The sequence below is a fragment of the Paenibacillus cineris genome (assembly GCF_018333335.1).
Classification (GTDB): domain Bacteria; phylum Bacillota; class Bacilli; order Paenibacillales; family Paenibacillaceae; genus Paenibacillus_AQ; species Paenibacillus_AQ favisporus.
In genome coordinates, this window is sequence record NZ_BORU01000002.1 from 407891 (window position 1) to 423478 (window position 15588).

A 15588-nucleotide genomic window follows, 5' to 3' on the forward strand; every position below is an offset into this window, starting at 1 on the left:
GCCGTTTTTCTCTTAAATAATATAATATTTAACGATAAAATGTTATAAAAAGTATATTGACATGTTAACTTACCAACAAATATAATTTTTGTGTATTCATACGGTAGCATAGCTGATATATTCATTAACTTTCGATGCTTATGATGCCATAACCAAGGAGGAGAGCGCATGAAATCACTGGGTACGGAGCCTGTTACTTTGGAACGGTTGGCCGGGAGAATGTCCGAACAGCTGGCCGGAGAGACGCGTTTGCTGGACATTTTTCAAAATGCGATACGGAATACTTGGGGGACGACGCTGAAACGGATGGAGGACGGAACGACTTTCGTCATCACCGGCGATATTCCGGCCATGTGGCTGCGCGACTCGGCCGCGCAGGTGCGGCCGTTTCTGGTGCTGGCGAAGGAGGATCCGGAAGCTGCCGACATGATCGAAGGCTTGGTGCGGCGGCAGCTGGATTCGATTTTGCTGGACACTTATGCAAACGCCTTCAACGAGGAAGCCAACGGGCGCGGCCACCAGGCGGACGAGACGGAGATGACCCCCTGGATATGGGAACGCAAATACGAAATCGATTCGCTCTGCTATCCGCTTCAGCTCAGCTACCTGCTCTGGAAGAACACGGGCAGAATCTCGCAATTCCAGGGCAGCTTCCGTCAAGCTGCGGAGGCCATATTGGATTTGTGGACGGTGGAGCAGCGCCATGAAGAGCGGTCGCCTTACCGGTTCCAGCGGAAGGACTGCGTGCCGAGCGATACGCTGGTGCGGGACGGCAAAGGCGCGGTGACTGCCTATACGGGCATGACCTGGTCCGGATTCCGGCCGAGCGACGATGCGTGCGAATACGGCTATCTGGTTCCTTCCAATATGTTCGCCGTCGTGGTGCTCGGCTATTTGCAGGAAATCGCCGGAGAGGTGCTGCAGGATGAAGAACTGCAGGGCAGGGCCGCCAAGCTTGCGCAGGAGATCGAGCAGGGCATCCGGGAGCACGGCATCGTGCAGCATCCGGAGTTCGGGCCGATTTACGCCTATGAAACTGATGGCTTGGGCCATCACAATCTGATGGACGACGCCAACGTGCCGAGCCTGCTGTCGATTCCGTATCTCGGTTACCGGGACGCTTCGGATGAGGTATACCAGAATACACGGCGGTTTATTTTGAGCCGAAACAATCCTTACTATTTTGAAGGAACTGCGGCCGAGGGGATCGGCAGCCCGCATACACCGCAGGGCTACATTTGGCATATCGCCCTGGCGATGCAAGGGCTGACCGTGGACAGCCGTGAGGAGAAGCTGCGCCTGCTGCAGGTGATGAGCCGAACGGACGCGGGAACCGGGCTGATGCACGAAAGCTTTAAGGCCGACGATCCGGCGGAGTATACGAGACCTTGGTTCTCGTGGGCAAACATGATGTTCTGCGAACTGCTGATGGATTACTGCGGCATCCGCGTGATGCGCTAAGAGAGATAATCCCAGATATCTAATAAAGTGCGGAGTTGGACGAAGGCTTTCCTGCACCTCGATATTACTTTCCTCCTACTTCCGTAGGGGGAATTTTTGTTTCATCGCCTTGGCGGCGGCCAAGAGCTTGTTGCATATGTGAGGAGACAGAGCGAAGTAAAAATATTACACTTAATCCAAAGATAAAAACATTATATTACTTTTGCTGCTTCTGTAATATTGGTGTAACACAGCCTGGTTTGTGTTGGGCTGATCGAAAAGGAGGGCATACACAGTGATAAAACTCATGGTAGTCGATGACGAGCACTGGATTCGGGAAGGCTTGAAAAGGACCATTGATTGGAGCTCACACGGAATCCAATTTATCGGTGACGCCGAGGATGGTTGCAAGGCGTTGGAATTAATCGAAGCCCATGTTCCGGAAATTATCATTTCGGATATCAAGATGCCCACGATGGACGGTATGGATTTAATGGAAGAAATCAAAAAGCGCGGAATCGATACAAAGGTTATTTTTATTAGCGGCTTCAGCGACTTTGCGTACGCGCAGAAGGCGGTCAAGCTAGGAGCGTTTGACTATATTCTCAAACCGGTTGAAGAACCGATTTTGCTTGAAATTATTGAACGCTGCATCAGCGAAATCAGACAGAAGCAGGAGCTGAACTCCCGCCTGCAGGAATTGTCGGGCCGCATTCGGGAAAGCTTGCCGCTCGCCAGACAGAAGCACCTGGAGATGTGTTTAACCCGATCTTTGACAGAGCGAGAGATGCAATCCGCATGGGAAGCCCTTCATATCAACCTCGATCCGAAACGGCTGATCGTTATGGCGATGGTCGTCCACGAGTGGGGAGACCGGGAGATGGACGAAAGCGGATGCTCGCTCATGAGGTACGCGCTCGGAAATTTGGTGGAAGAAATCCTGTCCCAAAAGGGCATCCGGTGCTTGGCTTGTCCTTTACAAGGGAATGATTTTGCGGACATTGCGCTAATTGCTTCGCTAAGTGAGCCCGATACCTCTTTCGGCGTCGAGGACTTGTACCGCTATATGGATGGCGTAATTGAAGATGCGCTTCAAGTGTTAGGCGTTCGAATCAGCATAGGGATCAGCGGCTTAAGAGAGCGGACGCAGCTTGCATCCTCTTTTAGGGAAGCGCTTACTATAAGCATGAACTATTTGGTTCACGGACCCGGGCAGGTCCACACTGCCCCGATGGACGGCAGTTCAGCAGGTCATGGATCCAAGCCCCGCCCGGCTGAGCAGCTGGACTACCGCATGGCTGCATGCATGGGGCAATTGGCGGCGGACGTTCTGCTCACGGATCACAAAGCGGACTCCCTTGACTCGGCATTGTCGAATCGGATTCTGCATGCCATGAAGCTGAAGGATGCGGGCAGATTGTCCGAACTGCTCGATGTACAAACCGGGCTGCTTCAAGAGCTCATCAAGCAGACGCCGGCCATTGCCGTGCGGTATGAAATGAATATGCACATCAGCATCCTTTTGTCCAAGTGGCAGGAGCTGCTCCAGGCAAAGGATCATTCCAAGGCTTCCACCATTACGCATCAACACAAGCTTCAGCTCTACAGGTGTTCCATTGGCGATTGGAAGGCCATGATCATGGACACCTTCCTCATAAAGGATACTCATGCACCCTCAATTGCGCATAAGCGAACGATAGAAACGGCGCTGCGTTATATCCATGATAACTACCACCTTGGCATCAGCCTTCATAACGTGGCCGAAAAGATTTACATGAATCCCTCTTACTTCAGCAGAGTGTTTCACGAAGAGGTTGGCGAAACGCTCAGCCGCTATCTCATTCGAATCCGAATCGCGAAGGCGAAAGAATTGCTTGAACAGACTCCTCTAAAGGTATATGAAGTCGCAGACCGGGTCGGATATCGGGATTTTCGGCATTTCGTCAAAACCTTTAAGGAATGGGAAGGCATGACGCCCGCTCAATACCGTAATTACGGGGCATAAGAAGAGAGGGACCTCATGAGACTGCAGTTCATCGATAGAATCAAGTTCAATTCGGTCGGAATGAAGGTGTTCGGATTCTACGTAGCCAGCATGATCGTCATTATTACCGTTATGGGATATCTATCCTATGATAAATCCGCTCAGATGATGGAGAACAAAATCGGAGGCATGGCACTTCAGAATGTTCAGCAGATGAGCAAGCGGGTCGATATCCTTCTGGAGGGATACGAGGACCGTTCCCTTCTTGTCGTCGGCAATAAGGATATTCAGAAGCAGCTCATGGGAGATTTTATGGACGAGAAGGAAAGGATTCAGACGAATAACGCAAATACCGCCTTTCTATCGAACCTGGTAAACTCCAGGAATGATATGAATAATATCTATCTGCTCAGCGAGAGGGGCTACTCCTACCGCTATTCACCCAAAGAATCCTTTCCAGTCTACAATTCTTACCCCTATGAATATTTCACGGAGGCCTGGTATCAACAAATCCGTCAGGCTGACGGCAGGCTCGTCTATTTTGGCATCATGCCTTCATTAATAAAAGGTCCGAGCTCCGAGCCTGTTTTTACCTTTGGCCGCGCTCAGAAAAATATGAAAGGCCGCGGAGAGATTATCGGCGTCGTGCTGTACGAAGTCGATCCGGCGGAGGTCCGGGAAATTTTGGCGGAAATCGATTATGACGGGTCGGGAATCAACGTCATGATTGACGATACCGGCCAGATCAAAGGGGATAAGGGTGGAATCCTATTGTCCAGCAAACTGGACATTCCGTTCAAGGAAGAGCGTCAGGGAACGCTAAGCTACTCCATAGACGGGCAAGAGATGCTGGTCGTCTACAGTCAACTGGAGACGAACCATTGGAGGCTCGTCGGCATGCTGCGCAGCGATGATTTGATGAAGGAAGCGATGGATATTCGCTGGTATATGCTGTCGCTGGGCATTGTTTTTTCCTGCATCGGTATCCTGCTCGCGATCATTATCGCTTCTGCCGTCCACCGGCCGCTTCAGAAGATGACGCATGCGATGCGCCGAGCCAGGGACGGCGATTTCAACATCCGGATTGTCGATAAACGAGAGGACGAATTCGGCTATTTGTTTACCCATTTTAACCAGATGGTGGCCCATATCAAAGAATTAATCAACGAACTGTATGTGCAGAAGCTGCTGGAACGGGATCTTCAGCTGAAAATGCTGGGATCTCAAATTAACGCTCATTTTCTGTACAACACGCTCGATTCCGTCCACTGGATTGCCCGCATACATAAAGTTGACGACATTAGCACGATGATCTTCGGACTGTCGAAGTATTTGCGGATCAGTCTGAGCGAGGGAAGGGATGAAGTGCCGGTCAGCCAGGTCGTCCATTTGATCGAGAGCTATATCATGATCCAGAAAGTCCGGTATAAGGATAAGTTTACGCTCTATGTGCAAGCGGACGAATCGCTGATGGATTATAGAGTGCTCAAGTTTATTTTTCAGCCGATCGTAGAGAATGCGATTTATCACGGGCTGGAGCGAAAATCAGGCAAGGGCCGCCTGGATATCGCCTTTACCCGGGAAGGCAGCTGCCTGAAATTCGTCGTTAGTGACGACGGCGCCGGAATTGCGCCGGATAAGCTGGCTGAATTGCAGCACATTCTGGGCGGAGAACAGCCTGCGGAGGAAAGCAGCTTTGCGCTAAGAAATATTAACTCACAAATAAAAATCGCATATGGCGCCCAGTACGGGATCGAGATGGAAAGCAGCCTGGGGGAAGGAACGAAAGTAACCATGACGATCCCGCTGACGAAGCGAAGCCCTGCCCAGCAAGTCAGTTGAAGCGAGTTTCGTATGACAGCGTGCGTAGATGATTACAAGAGAAAGTTAAAAGTGGAGGTAACGATGAAAGTGTTCTTGACTCGTCGAAAGATGCCTGTTCTTTTCATACTTGTACTCCTGGCCACCGTAATCATGGTATGGAACGCTTATGTCAGCAAGGGAGCGACATTCAATGTTAATTCGGAATTATTAGGAAAAAATGCTGCGAGCAGCTCGATTAAGCATAACGGCCCTGTAACGATAAGCTTCTGGTATTCGTGGGTCGGAGGATTTCAGGACGAATTCTACGATACGGTCGTGAAGCCGTTCGAAGAGGCAAACCCGGATATCAAGGTTGAAATGACCTTCATCGAGAACTCGGACAATTCACAAGGCTCGGATAAGCTGTTGACGGCGATTGCCGGAGGGAAGGCGCCGGATGTCGCGATGATCGACCGGTTTATTGTAGGCGAATGGGCGGCGATGGGCTCCATTGAAGACATTTCGGCTTATGCGAATCGTGAAGATATGGCGAGTATTTATTACAAAAGCGTGTGGGCGGAATCCCAATACGACGGCAAAACGTACGCCCTCCCTTGGAATATGGACAGCCGCGCCATGTATTATAACAAAACGATGATGAAGCAGGCGGGTTTTAATCCCGACAATCCCCCGAGAACCATTGCCGGCCTGGATGCCATGGCAGAGAGGATGTTTAAAACGAACGGGGACGGCGCATATGAGCAAGTCGGATTCGTCCCGTGGATGGGTCAGGGCTTCTTGTATACGCATGGATGGAACTTCGGCGGCGAATGGGAGCGAGGCGGGAAGCTGACGCCGAACGATCCGCGGAACGTTAAAGCGCTGGAGTGGGTGCAGGGCTACGCCGAGAAGTACGATGTAAAGAAGCTGTTGAAATTTTCGGAGATGATGAGACAAACCGGAAGAAACTCCTTTTTGTCCGGCAAAGTCGGATTTGTCTATGAAGGCAACTGGCTTCTTAATGAGATGGAAGATTTGGATTTCGAGTGGGGTGTGGCGCCGATGCCTACAATTGATGGCAGCCGGCCGGTCACATGGTCAGGGGGGTGGTCGTTCGTCATGCCCAAAGGGGCGAAAAATAAAGAGGAAGCTTGGAGGTTTATGAAGTACGTAGCGGGCAAGGAAGGCTCGCTCCTATGGGCCGGCCGCGAGGGCGGCAGGAATGATCTGATGTGCATTCCGGAAGTGAATGCCAAGCTCGGCCTGGATCAGAAGGAACCGATGAAGGTGTTTACGGAGCTGCTCGGGAATGCTTACATCAGGCCCGTCACACCTGTGGGCGGATATATGTGGGATGAAATGCTCCGTGTGCAAACGCTGGCGATGAATCTACAGGGGGAACCGGGAGAGCTCTTGAATGAAATGAAGAAGAACGTCGATGCTGAATTGGCTAAGGTCATGGGGTACGGAAGCCGCAAAATGGAGCATCCCCAAGGCCGCGATGAGCAGCCGTAAGAGTGTCTGTCATGTATGACAGGCACTCTTTTTTTCTTGCCTCGAATAGAAACGCAAAGCCGATGGCTCCCCTTCCAAGATAGTAAAGATAGTACACGAAATACAAAAGCAGTCTCATTATCCCCTCTCATAAAAGCGTTTACACTAAAAAGGAATTAACTTCATTAGTACCATTTAAAACCTATATAAGATGAACTAAAGAATAGGATGCAGGCAAGGGAGTAAAATGATTCCGAAGAAGCGAAGCGGTCACATTTGGCTTTCGGATTTCTACCTCACATGGGTTCAAACAAATCAAGAAATCCGAAAACAAGAGGGATCGTAGGGACATTTTACGTACTTGCCCCCATTCCTAGTTCAATATTTCAACTTATATATGCAAAAAGGAGGCATGTAAGTGAGGAAAAAGAAGGGCGCCACTCATTTGAGAAGAGCGATGCTCAAGTATCTGGTTACCGCATTATCGGTATGTTTCGTATTAACAGGCTGCGGGGGCTCGGGCGGGTCCAGCGGAGAGAATGGAGCCAAGGATACAAAGGGAACGGACAGTACGAATCAACAGACCGATACCGCCAAGAAAAATACCGATACGGGTAAAGGCGGCGGTGAAAAGGTAACACTTGAGCTCTGGGGTTGGGGAGGCAAATTCCAGACGGACTACACGAAAATTGTCATCAGCGAATTTGAGAAAGAGCACCCGAATATCAAGGTGAAATACATCATCGATCAAGGGGGCACGGATAAGCTGACGACGCTGATTGCCGGCGGTACGCCTCCGGACGTAGCGGTGCTCGACCGCTTCATGGTAGGGCAATGGGCGGCAAAGGGATCGCTGGAGAGCCTGCAGCCGTTCGTCGATGCCGGAGACGAAGTACGCGCCGACGATTATTATCCGGGCGTCTGGGCGGAAGCGAATTACAAGGACCAGCTCTATGCGATGCCGTTCACCACAGATAACCGGGCGCTTTATTATAATAAAACGCTTATGAAGGAAGCGGGTCTCGACCCGGAGAAGCCGCCGGTCACGATTGCGGAATTGGACGCGATGGCGGAGAAAATGTTCAAGAAAACAAGCAACGGCAGCGGCTATGAGCAGGTCGGCTTTATTCCATGGGCAAACCAAACCTACTTATACACGCAAAGCTGGAACTTCGGCGGAGAATGGACCAATGGCGAGGAATTGACGCCAAACCACCCGCAAATTGTGAAAGCGCTTGAATGGATGGTCAGCTACGCCAAAAAATACGATATGTCCAAAATCAACAAGTTCAACGATGTCATGGGCAAAACCGGCATCAATTCGTTCTGGACCGGCAAAGTCGGATTCGTTGTGGACGGCAACTGGGTGCTGAACGATTTGACCAGCAATGCGAAGGTGAAGCCTACCTTCGAGTGGGGCGTCGCGCCGATGCCTTCCGCGGAAGGTTATCCTCAAACGACATGGGCAGGCGGCCATTCCTGGGTCATGCCGAAGGGAGCCAAGCATCCGCAGGAAGCATGGGAGCTCCTCAAGTTTATCGGCGGCTATAAGGGCACGCTGCTTTGGGCCAAGCGGGCGGATGCAGGCAACGATATTACGACGATGCCGAAGGTGAACGAAGAAATTAAGATTACCGAGAATCCGAAGCTGAAGGTGTTCGTCGATTTAATGCCTGTGGCGCATTACCGCCCTGTTACGCCTGTTGGCCAGAAGCTGTGGGATGAAACCTTCCGTGTTCAGGATTTGGCCTTGAACGGAAAGGGCGAGCCGAAGAAGCTGCTGGACGAAGTCAAGAAGAACGTCGATAACGAGCTCAAAAAACTGGAATCGAAATAATCAAGGTGGACCGGTTTCATAAGGAGGGGGCGGCTGAATCGCCTGTCCCCTTTCTTCATCAGAAGGAAAAGAACCGCTTAAGGGACATCCTGATGAATTGAACGACAAAGAGGTGACAGTGCTTGAAATGGCGTTGGAATGATGCACTAAAGTGGAAGAGAGTCATGCTTATATCGATCACTTTTCTTGTCTTTTCGCTGACCTTCGGTGAGAGCTTTCATTCTTATGCCAACAACGAACGTTTACGGGACCGGAATCAGAATCAGGGCGTTCCGCTGACGAATGACCAATTAGCCGTGAACAGTATTTTGGAGCCGACTTACGCGACGACGCTGGCCGGATATAAGAAAGAGGGCTATCCGCCTGCCGATCAACCGGACATCGTGATGAAAGCCGATCAGCATTCGGCGTTTGGAGGCACGAAGCCGGTCTTGGAAACGGTAGACGGCCTTTCCGCTCTTGTGTGGGACAGCAAGACAACGTGGATCGAATGGTCGGTAGATATCCCGCAGGACGGTCTTTACAACCTGGCCCTAAGTTATTATCCGATGCCGGGAAAAAGAATGCCGATTCAGCGGGAGCTGCTTATTGACGGAGAAAGCCCGTTTCGCGAGGCGCAGCGTATCTATTTCTACCGCAGCTGGGTCGACCGGGGCGATCCGGCCCAAAACAACCAGGGAGACGACGTCAGACCCAAGCAAATCGAGAAGCCGCAGTGGATGGACCTTCCGGTTTCGGACGGGAATGGTCTGTACCCGGAACCCTTCCAATTTTATATGACCGCAGGCAAGCATGTCATTCGGATGAATTATTTGCTCGAACCGATGGCCATCGACGAGATCCGGATTACGTCACCGGAGCAGCTGCCCAGTTATGCCGAAGTGGAGCAGGCCTACACCGCGCAAGGCTATGAACCCGCCCAGCAGATCAATGTGAAAGTGCAGGCGGAGAACAATCCGACGAAATCCGATCCGACGATCCGCAGAGAATCGAATGGCGATCCGTTAATGGAGCCGGCAGGCGATGGGCGAATCCGGCTGAACGCATTTGGCGACTGGCGCTGGAGGAAGGGCGGTCAGAAGGCATCGTGGGCGTTCTCGGTTCCGCAGGACGGGTTGTATAAGATTGGGCTGAAATTTGGACAATGGTGGGGCGATGGGCTGCCGTCCTATCGTCAAATTCTTATAGATGGGAAAGTTCCGTTCAAAGAATTGGAGCTGTACCCTTTTACCTACTCGCGCAACTGGCGGATCGAAACGCTGCATAAGGACAATGAACAAACAGGAAAAGATGAACCCCTGCTTGTGTACTTAACGAAAGGCGATCATACGCTGACGATGACCGCCCAGGTCGGGCCGTATCAACCGATCATGGAAGCTTTGACGGCCGATACCCAGAAGCTCTCTGATCTGTACAGACGCATTATTATGATCACGGGACCGACGCCGGATCCGAACTTCGAATACGAGCTGAACAAGAAGGTGCCGAAGCTGATTGAGGACTTGAAGGTCATCGCGGACGATCTGCTCGTTCAGATGGATGCGCTCAAGGCTCTGTCGGATGTAGAGCCGAGCACGGTGAACAGTCTGCGGATGATGAACCACACGTTCGAGAAAATGATCCGTAACCCCGATTCGATTCCAAGACAATTATCAGAGCTCAGCAACAGCCAAACGAACCTCAGCACGCTGCTGATGGATCTCCAGAATGTGCCGCTTGTTCTGGATTACATTCTGATCAGCGCCCCGGATACGAAATATCCGAAGGTAAAATCCAACGTTCTGCAAAAATCGGTCAGCACGTTTAAAAACTTCATGGCTTCCTTTACGAAGGACTATACGGGCGTAGGCAGTGTCTACGACAACGAAACGGGGGAGGAAGAGGGTCCGGTTATCGAGGTTTGGGTATCCCGGGGCAAAGAGTGGGCGGAAATTATGAAGGAAATGGCGGAGGAAGACTTTACGCCCAAAACCGGCATACGCATCAACATCAATACGCTCCCGGCCGGCCAATTGAACTCGGGCTCCGTCAACACGCTGCTGCTTGCGGCAAGCTCCGGCAGAGCGCCGGATGTCGCAACAGGCGTCGATGCGCATCTGCCTGTCGAATTTGCGATCCGGGATGCTTCCGTCGATTTAACGCAGTTTCCTGATTATGAACAAGTCAGCAAACGGTTCCTTGCGGGATCGCTCATTCCTTTCAAATACAACGGGGGGAACTATGCGCTTCCGGAAACGCAGGATTTCAACTTGTTGGTCTTCCGGAAAGATATCTTGAACGAGCTGGGCGTCAGCATCCCGAAGACATGGGATGAGGTCTATGCTCTGCTTCCGATTCTGCAGCAGAACGGGATGCAGATGTACTACCCGATCACGCAGCTTGGCTTCATGCCGTTTCTTTACCAGAATGGCGGCGACTATTACAAGGAGAACGGAACAAAGTCGGCGCTGGATTCACCGGAAGCCTTCCAGGCCTTCACGGAATGGACGGAGCTGTATACCAATTACAAATTCCCGGTCATGGCCAACTTTTTCAACAGGTTCCGTACTGGGGAAATGCCGATCGGGATCGCGGATTATCTCACGTATGTACAGCTCTCTACTGCAGCGCCGGAGCTGATCGGACGCTGGGGCGTCGCTCCGTCTCCCGGCCATCAGAAGGCCGATGGATCGATTGACCGCACGACCGGTGGAGCGGTACAGTCCGTTGCGATCTTCAAGCAATCGGAGCATCAGCAGGAATCCTGGGAGTTTCTGAAATGGTGGACGAGTACAGAGGTTCAGCTGCAGTTCGGCCAAGAGCTGGAGGCGCTGCTCGGCGTCGAGGCCCGCTGGAATACGGCGAATATAGACGCTTTATCGCAGCTGCCATGGCCGGAGGACGACCTCAAGGCATTGAAGGACCAATGGAAGTACTACAAAGAGCAGCCGTACGTGCTCGGCGGATACTTCACGGGGCGGAACATCGATAACGCCTGGAACCGCGTCGTTCTTGGCGGCATGAATATCAGGGAGTCGCTGGAGAAGGGCATCAAGGATATTAACAAAGAGCTTAACGCCAAGCAGAAGGAATTCGGGTTCACGCCGAAAGACTAAGGCGGCGGAAGGAGGAGCAGTATGCAAAGCAGCGTGGAGGTTAAAGGGCCGCTCCAGCTGGCACCGCAGAAGGCACGTCGATTCAAATTGACTCACGCGAGAAAGAGGGCTGCGCTCGGTTATTTGTTTCTCAGCCCGTTCCTGATTCTCTTCATCGTGTTTACCGTCATTCCCGTCGTGCAGTCGGTCTATCTCAGCTTCACCTACTACAACATGCTCCAACCGGCGAAGTGGGTAGGCTTATCCAACTACAGCGTCTTGTTTCTGGAAGACGACATCTTTCTCACATCGCTAAAAAATACGTTTATCTTCGCTGTGATCGCCGGGCCGCTAAGCTATTGCTTATCCTTTTTGCTCGCGTGGGTGATCAATACGCTGAAGGCCAAAATGATCTTCTCGTTGGCCTTTTACGTCCCTTCGATTACGAGCGGAATCGCTTTATCGATCGTCTGGCTGTACATATTCTCCGGAGACCGCTACGGGTTATTGAACAATGCGCTGCTCAACTGGGGCATGATCAGCGAACCGATTCTCTGGAATACGGATCCGAATACGATCATGCCGGTCATCATCATCGTTTCTTTGTGGATGAGCATGGGTACAGGATTCCTGGTATTCCTGGCGGGGCTGCAGAATGTATCGCCAGAGCTGTATGAAGCCGGTGCCATTGACGGGATTTCCAGCCGGTTTCAGGAATTGTGGTTCATTACGCTGCCGCTGATGAAGCCGCAGCTGCTGTTCGGCGCGGTCAACGCCATTGTCGGCGCTTTCGGGGTGTTCGACATTGCCGTGGCCATCTCCGGGATGCCGAGCCCGAACTATGCGGGCCATACGATTATTGCGCATCTGTTCGACTATGCCTTCATCCGGTTCGAGCTGGGATACGCATCGGCAATCGCCGTCTTCCTGTTTGTAGTCACGTTCGGCTTAGGCCGCATCGTGATGCGGTTACTATCGTCCAAAGATCAATAAGGGGGCTAAAGGACGTGACGATGAGCTTTACGAAATTTATCGCCCGTTTCAACAGGGGTTTGTTATACGCGTTTATGATCGCATTGGTCGGATTTACGTCCTTGCCGATCGTATATATGATTTCCACGGCTTTCAAACCGCTCGATGAGCTGTTTCTTTATCCGCCGAGATTTTTCGTACAGAAGCCGACCCTGCGCAGCTTCTTTGATCTGCTTACCGCGACGGACAGCTCTGTCGTTCCTTTCTCGCGGTACATCTTCAACAGCTTGTTCGTCTCCGTTGCGGTCGTGCTCTCCAGCTTGGTTGTGTGCTGCCTGGGAGCGTACGTGTTATCCAAGTTCAAACCACCGGGTGCGGGCTTCATCTTCTCCGTTATCCTGTCCGCTCTGATGTTCTCGCCGCAGGTGACCCAGATCCCGACTTATATGATCGTATCGAGCTTAGGCTTGGTCAATACGTATTGGGCGTTAATTCTGCCGAAGATCGCCGTGGCCTTCAACATCTTCCTCATGAAACAGTTCTTCGACCAAATTCCCGATGCCCTGATTGAGGCTGCGCATATCGACGGCGCATCGGATTGGAAAATCTTCTGGAGGGTGATTATGGCGGTGAGCAAGCCGGCCTGGGCAACGTTGATTATTTTCTCTTTCATCGGGAACTGGAACGATTTCTTTTCGGCGCTCGTGTTTACGACAAGTGAATCGATGAAGACGCTGCCGCTGGCGATTCAGACACTGGCAGGAGGGCCTGGCGTCGTTGCGCGGACGGGTGCGCTGGCTGCCGGCACGTTCCTGATGACGCTTCCTCCGATTCTCATCTTCCTGCTGTTTCAGAAGCTGATTATGAATACGATGGTTCATTCCGGGATCAAATCATAGGGGGCGGATATGGTGTACAAACGAATAACGGCGGGTATACTCGGCGGTCTGCTGTTTCTGATCAGCAGCTTGCCTGCCCATGCGCTCCCGCAAATGTCTTATACGCTCGATCCGATGTATGGCCATCGGATGCCGATCCCCCTGACCTATACGGTAGACACGATCATTATGGATGTTGGCCAGCCCGGCTTGAATAAACCGAACGACTTGTTTATCGACGAGAAGGGGCTCTTATACGTAGCCGACACGGATAACAACCGGATTGTGAAATTGGACGGCCAAGGGAAAGTGCTGGGCATCTTCGGGAAAGAACAAGGCGTCGAGCTCAGCAGTCCGAGCGGTATCTATGTCGATAGCCTCGGTCATATGTTCGTAGCGGACACGGGCAGCGGCAGGATCATTCATCTGTCTCCGAAAGGGGAATTGATCGAAGAATTCGTCAAGCCGGAGTCTTCCCTGCTGAGCGAAGATTTGGACTTTTCCCCGGATAAAGTCATCATGGACCGGCGCGGTTATCTCTATGCGCTCAATAAAAATGACTACAGCGGCTTCATGATGATCGACGCGATGAACCAGTTCCGCGGCTACATCGGCGCCAACCGCGTTCCGTTCGACTGGAAGAAGCTGCTCATCCGGTTACTGGCAACACCGGAGCAGCGGGAGCAGCTGAACAATGCGGTTCCTCCGCAAAATTCAAATATCACGATCGACGGTAAAGGATTTATTTATACGCCGACGGTTCTGATCGAAGCGGACCAGCTCAAGAAGTTTAATGCCATGGGTGAAAACATCTACAAGAAGGCATTTTTCGGCGAAGCCTCGATCGAAAGCGGGGCGCTGGAAAACCCCTATTTCATCGATATGGCTGTCGATCAATACGGGGTCGTGAACGCGCTCGACGCGATGTCGCGGAAGATCTATCAATACGATCAGGAAGGCAATCTGCTTGCTGTATTCGGCGGACAAGGCGATGAGAAGGGGCGCTTTGAATACCCGACGAGCATCGTCGTCGATAAGGCGGGCAAAATCTACGTGCTGGACCGGGACCGCAATAACATTCAAATTTTTCAGCCGACACGCTTCGCGGAATTGGTCCACCAAGCGAGCCAGCTGCACTTCAACGGGCGTTACCAGGAAGCGATGGTGCCATGGAAGGAAGTGCTGAAGATCGACGAGAACTATCCGCTTGCCCACCGCGGCGTGGCGAAAGCGCTGATGAAGGAAGAGAGATGGAAGGAAGCGATGCGGGAATTTAAGCTGGGCAATGACCAGGAAGGGTATTCACTCGCTTTTGCCGAGTACCGGCATGGCTTGTTGCGTGAGTATTTGGGCTGGATTATCTTGGCCGTCGTTCTCATCGTGGTCGCCATCTACTTTATCGTCAAATTCATGATCCGCGTCACGAATACCGTCATAAGGAGGTATGGCTATTGATCAGAACGGCGGATATCAAACAGTCGGGTCTCCGGTCACTGCGGCTGGGCATAGCAATACTGTTCCATCCGGTGGACGGTTTTGAGGAGCTGCAGAAAAACAAGCATCTGATCTCGGCATTCGTCTTAATCCTGCTGACCATCAGCGTCAGAATTATCTCGATCTATATGACCAGCTTTCATATGACGTCGCTTCAGCCGAAGGATGCCAATTTAAATTTGGAAATCATCCGCTTCGTCGTCCCGCTGATCTCGGGCGTGATTGCCTGTTATTTAATTACAGCGATTATGGACGGCGAGGCCTACTTCAGCCAAGTGCTGACCGCAATGTCCTATGCCTTGATTCCCTATATCGTATTTACCATCCCGCTGGCTGCCGTCTCCTTGGTGATGTCAAGGGGCGAACTGGGGCTGTACAACAGCATCAATTCGATCATATGGCTGTGGGTGGCCCTGCTCATCTTCATTCAACTGAAGGTGCTGAACGATTATACCTTTAAGAAGGCGGTCGGCGTCCTCCTTTTATCCATCTTTGCCTTTATTATTTTCTGGGGAACGGTAGGGCTTGTCTTCGCCTTGACGAACCACGTTCTTCAATTTGTGCGTGAAGTGGCCGTAGAAGTCAGATACTTACTGGAAAATTGAGGGGGGT

10 protein-coding genes are annotated in these 15588 nt (G+C 51.7%); all 10 read left to right on the forward strand.

Going from position 1 to position 15588, the window contains the following annotated elements; translation table 11 throughout:
• Positions 1–219 precede the first annotated feature (219 nt).
• The 10 genes from KI379_RS22650 (at position 220) to KI379_RS22695 (ending at position 15581) form a co-directional block, all read left to right on the forward strand.
• Entirely contained in the window at positions 220–1461 is a 1242-nt protein-coding gene (locus KI379_RS22650) for a glycoside hydrolase family 125 protein (RefSeq protein ID WP_244879421.1), read from the forward strand.
• Positions 1462–1735: 274 nt separating this feature from the next.
• On the forward strand, positions 1736–3445 hold the full coding sequence (locus KI379_RS22655; RefSeq protein WP_076172748.1) for a response regulator transcription factor: 1710 nt from the start codon (positions 1736–1738) through the stop codon (positions 3443–3445).
• A gap of 15 nt (positions 3446–3460) precedes the next feature.
• Positions 3461–5266 carry a cache domain-containing sensor histidine kinase gene (locus KI379_RS22660; protein WP_212984976.1) on the forward strand — a complete coding sequence of 602 codons (1806 nt, stop codon included), beginning with the start codon at positions 3461–3463 and terminating at the stop codon, positions 5264–5266.
• Between the two features lie 63 nt (positions 5267–5329).
• Positions 5330–6742, forward strand: coding sequence for an ABC transporter substrate-binding protein (locus KI379_RS22665; RefSeq protein ID WP_212984977.1), 1413 nt, complete (start codon positions 5330–5332; stop codon positions 6740–6742).
• Between the two features lie 397 nt (positions 6743–7139).
• A complete protein-coding gene (locus KI379_RS22670; protein ID WP_212984978.1) occupies positions 7140–8558 on the forward strand; it encodes an ABC transporter substrate-binding protein in 1419 nt (472 codons plus the stop codon).
• A gap of 122 nt (positions 8559–8680) precedes the next feature.
• Positions 8681–11653 (forward strand): extracellular solute-binding protein, encoded by a 2973-nt coding sequence (locus KI379_RS22675; protein ID WP_212984979.1) that lies wholly within the window; start codon positions 8681–8683, stop codon positions 11651–11653.
• A gap of 21 nt (positions 11654–11674) precedes the next feature.
• Positions 11675–12625, forward strand: coding sequence for a carbohydrate ABC transporter permease (locus tag KI379_RS22680; protein WP_212984980.1), 951 nt, complete (start codon positions 11675–11677; stop codon positions 12623–12625).
• A gap of 20 nt (positions 12626–12645) precedes the next feature.
• Positions 12646–13503: a carbohydrate ABC transporter permease gene (locus KI379_RS22685; RefSeq protein WP_089550416.1), complete on the forward strand. Its 858-nt coding sequence runs from the start codon at positions 12646–12648 to the stop codon at positions 13501–13503.
• A gap of 9 nt (positions 13504–13512) precedes the next feature.
• Positions 13513–14937, forward strand: coding sequence for an NHL repeat-containing protein (locus KI379_RS22690; protein ID WP_212984981.1), 1425 nt, complete (start codon positions 13513–13515; stop codon positions 14935–14937).
• Positions 14934–15581, forward strand: a complete 648-nt coding sequence (locus KI379_RS22695) for a Yip1 family protein (protein WP_076172755.1) — start codon at positions 14934–14936, stop codon at positions 15579–15581. The genes KI379_RS22690 and KI379_RS22695 overlap by 4 nt, the downstream gene beginning before the upstream one ends.
• The last annotated feature ends 7 nt before the right edge of the window (positions 15582–15588 follow it).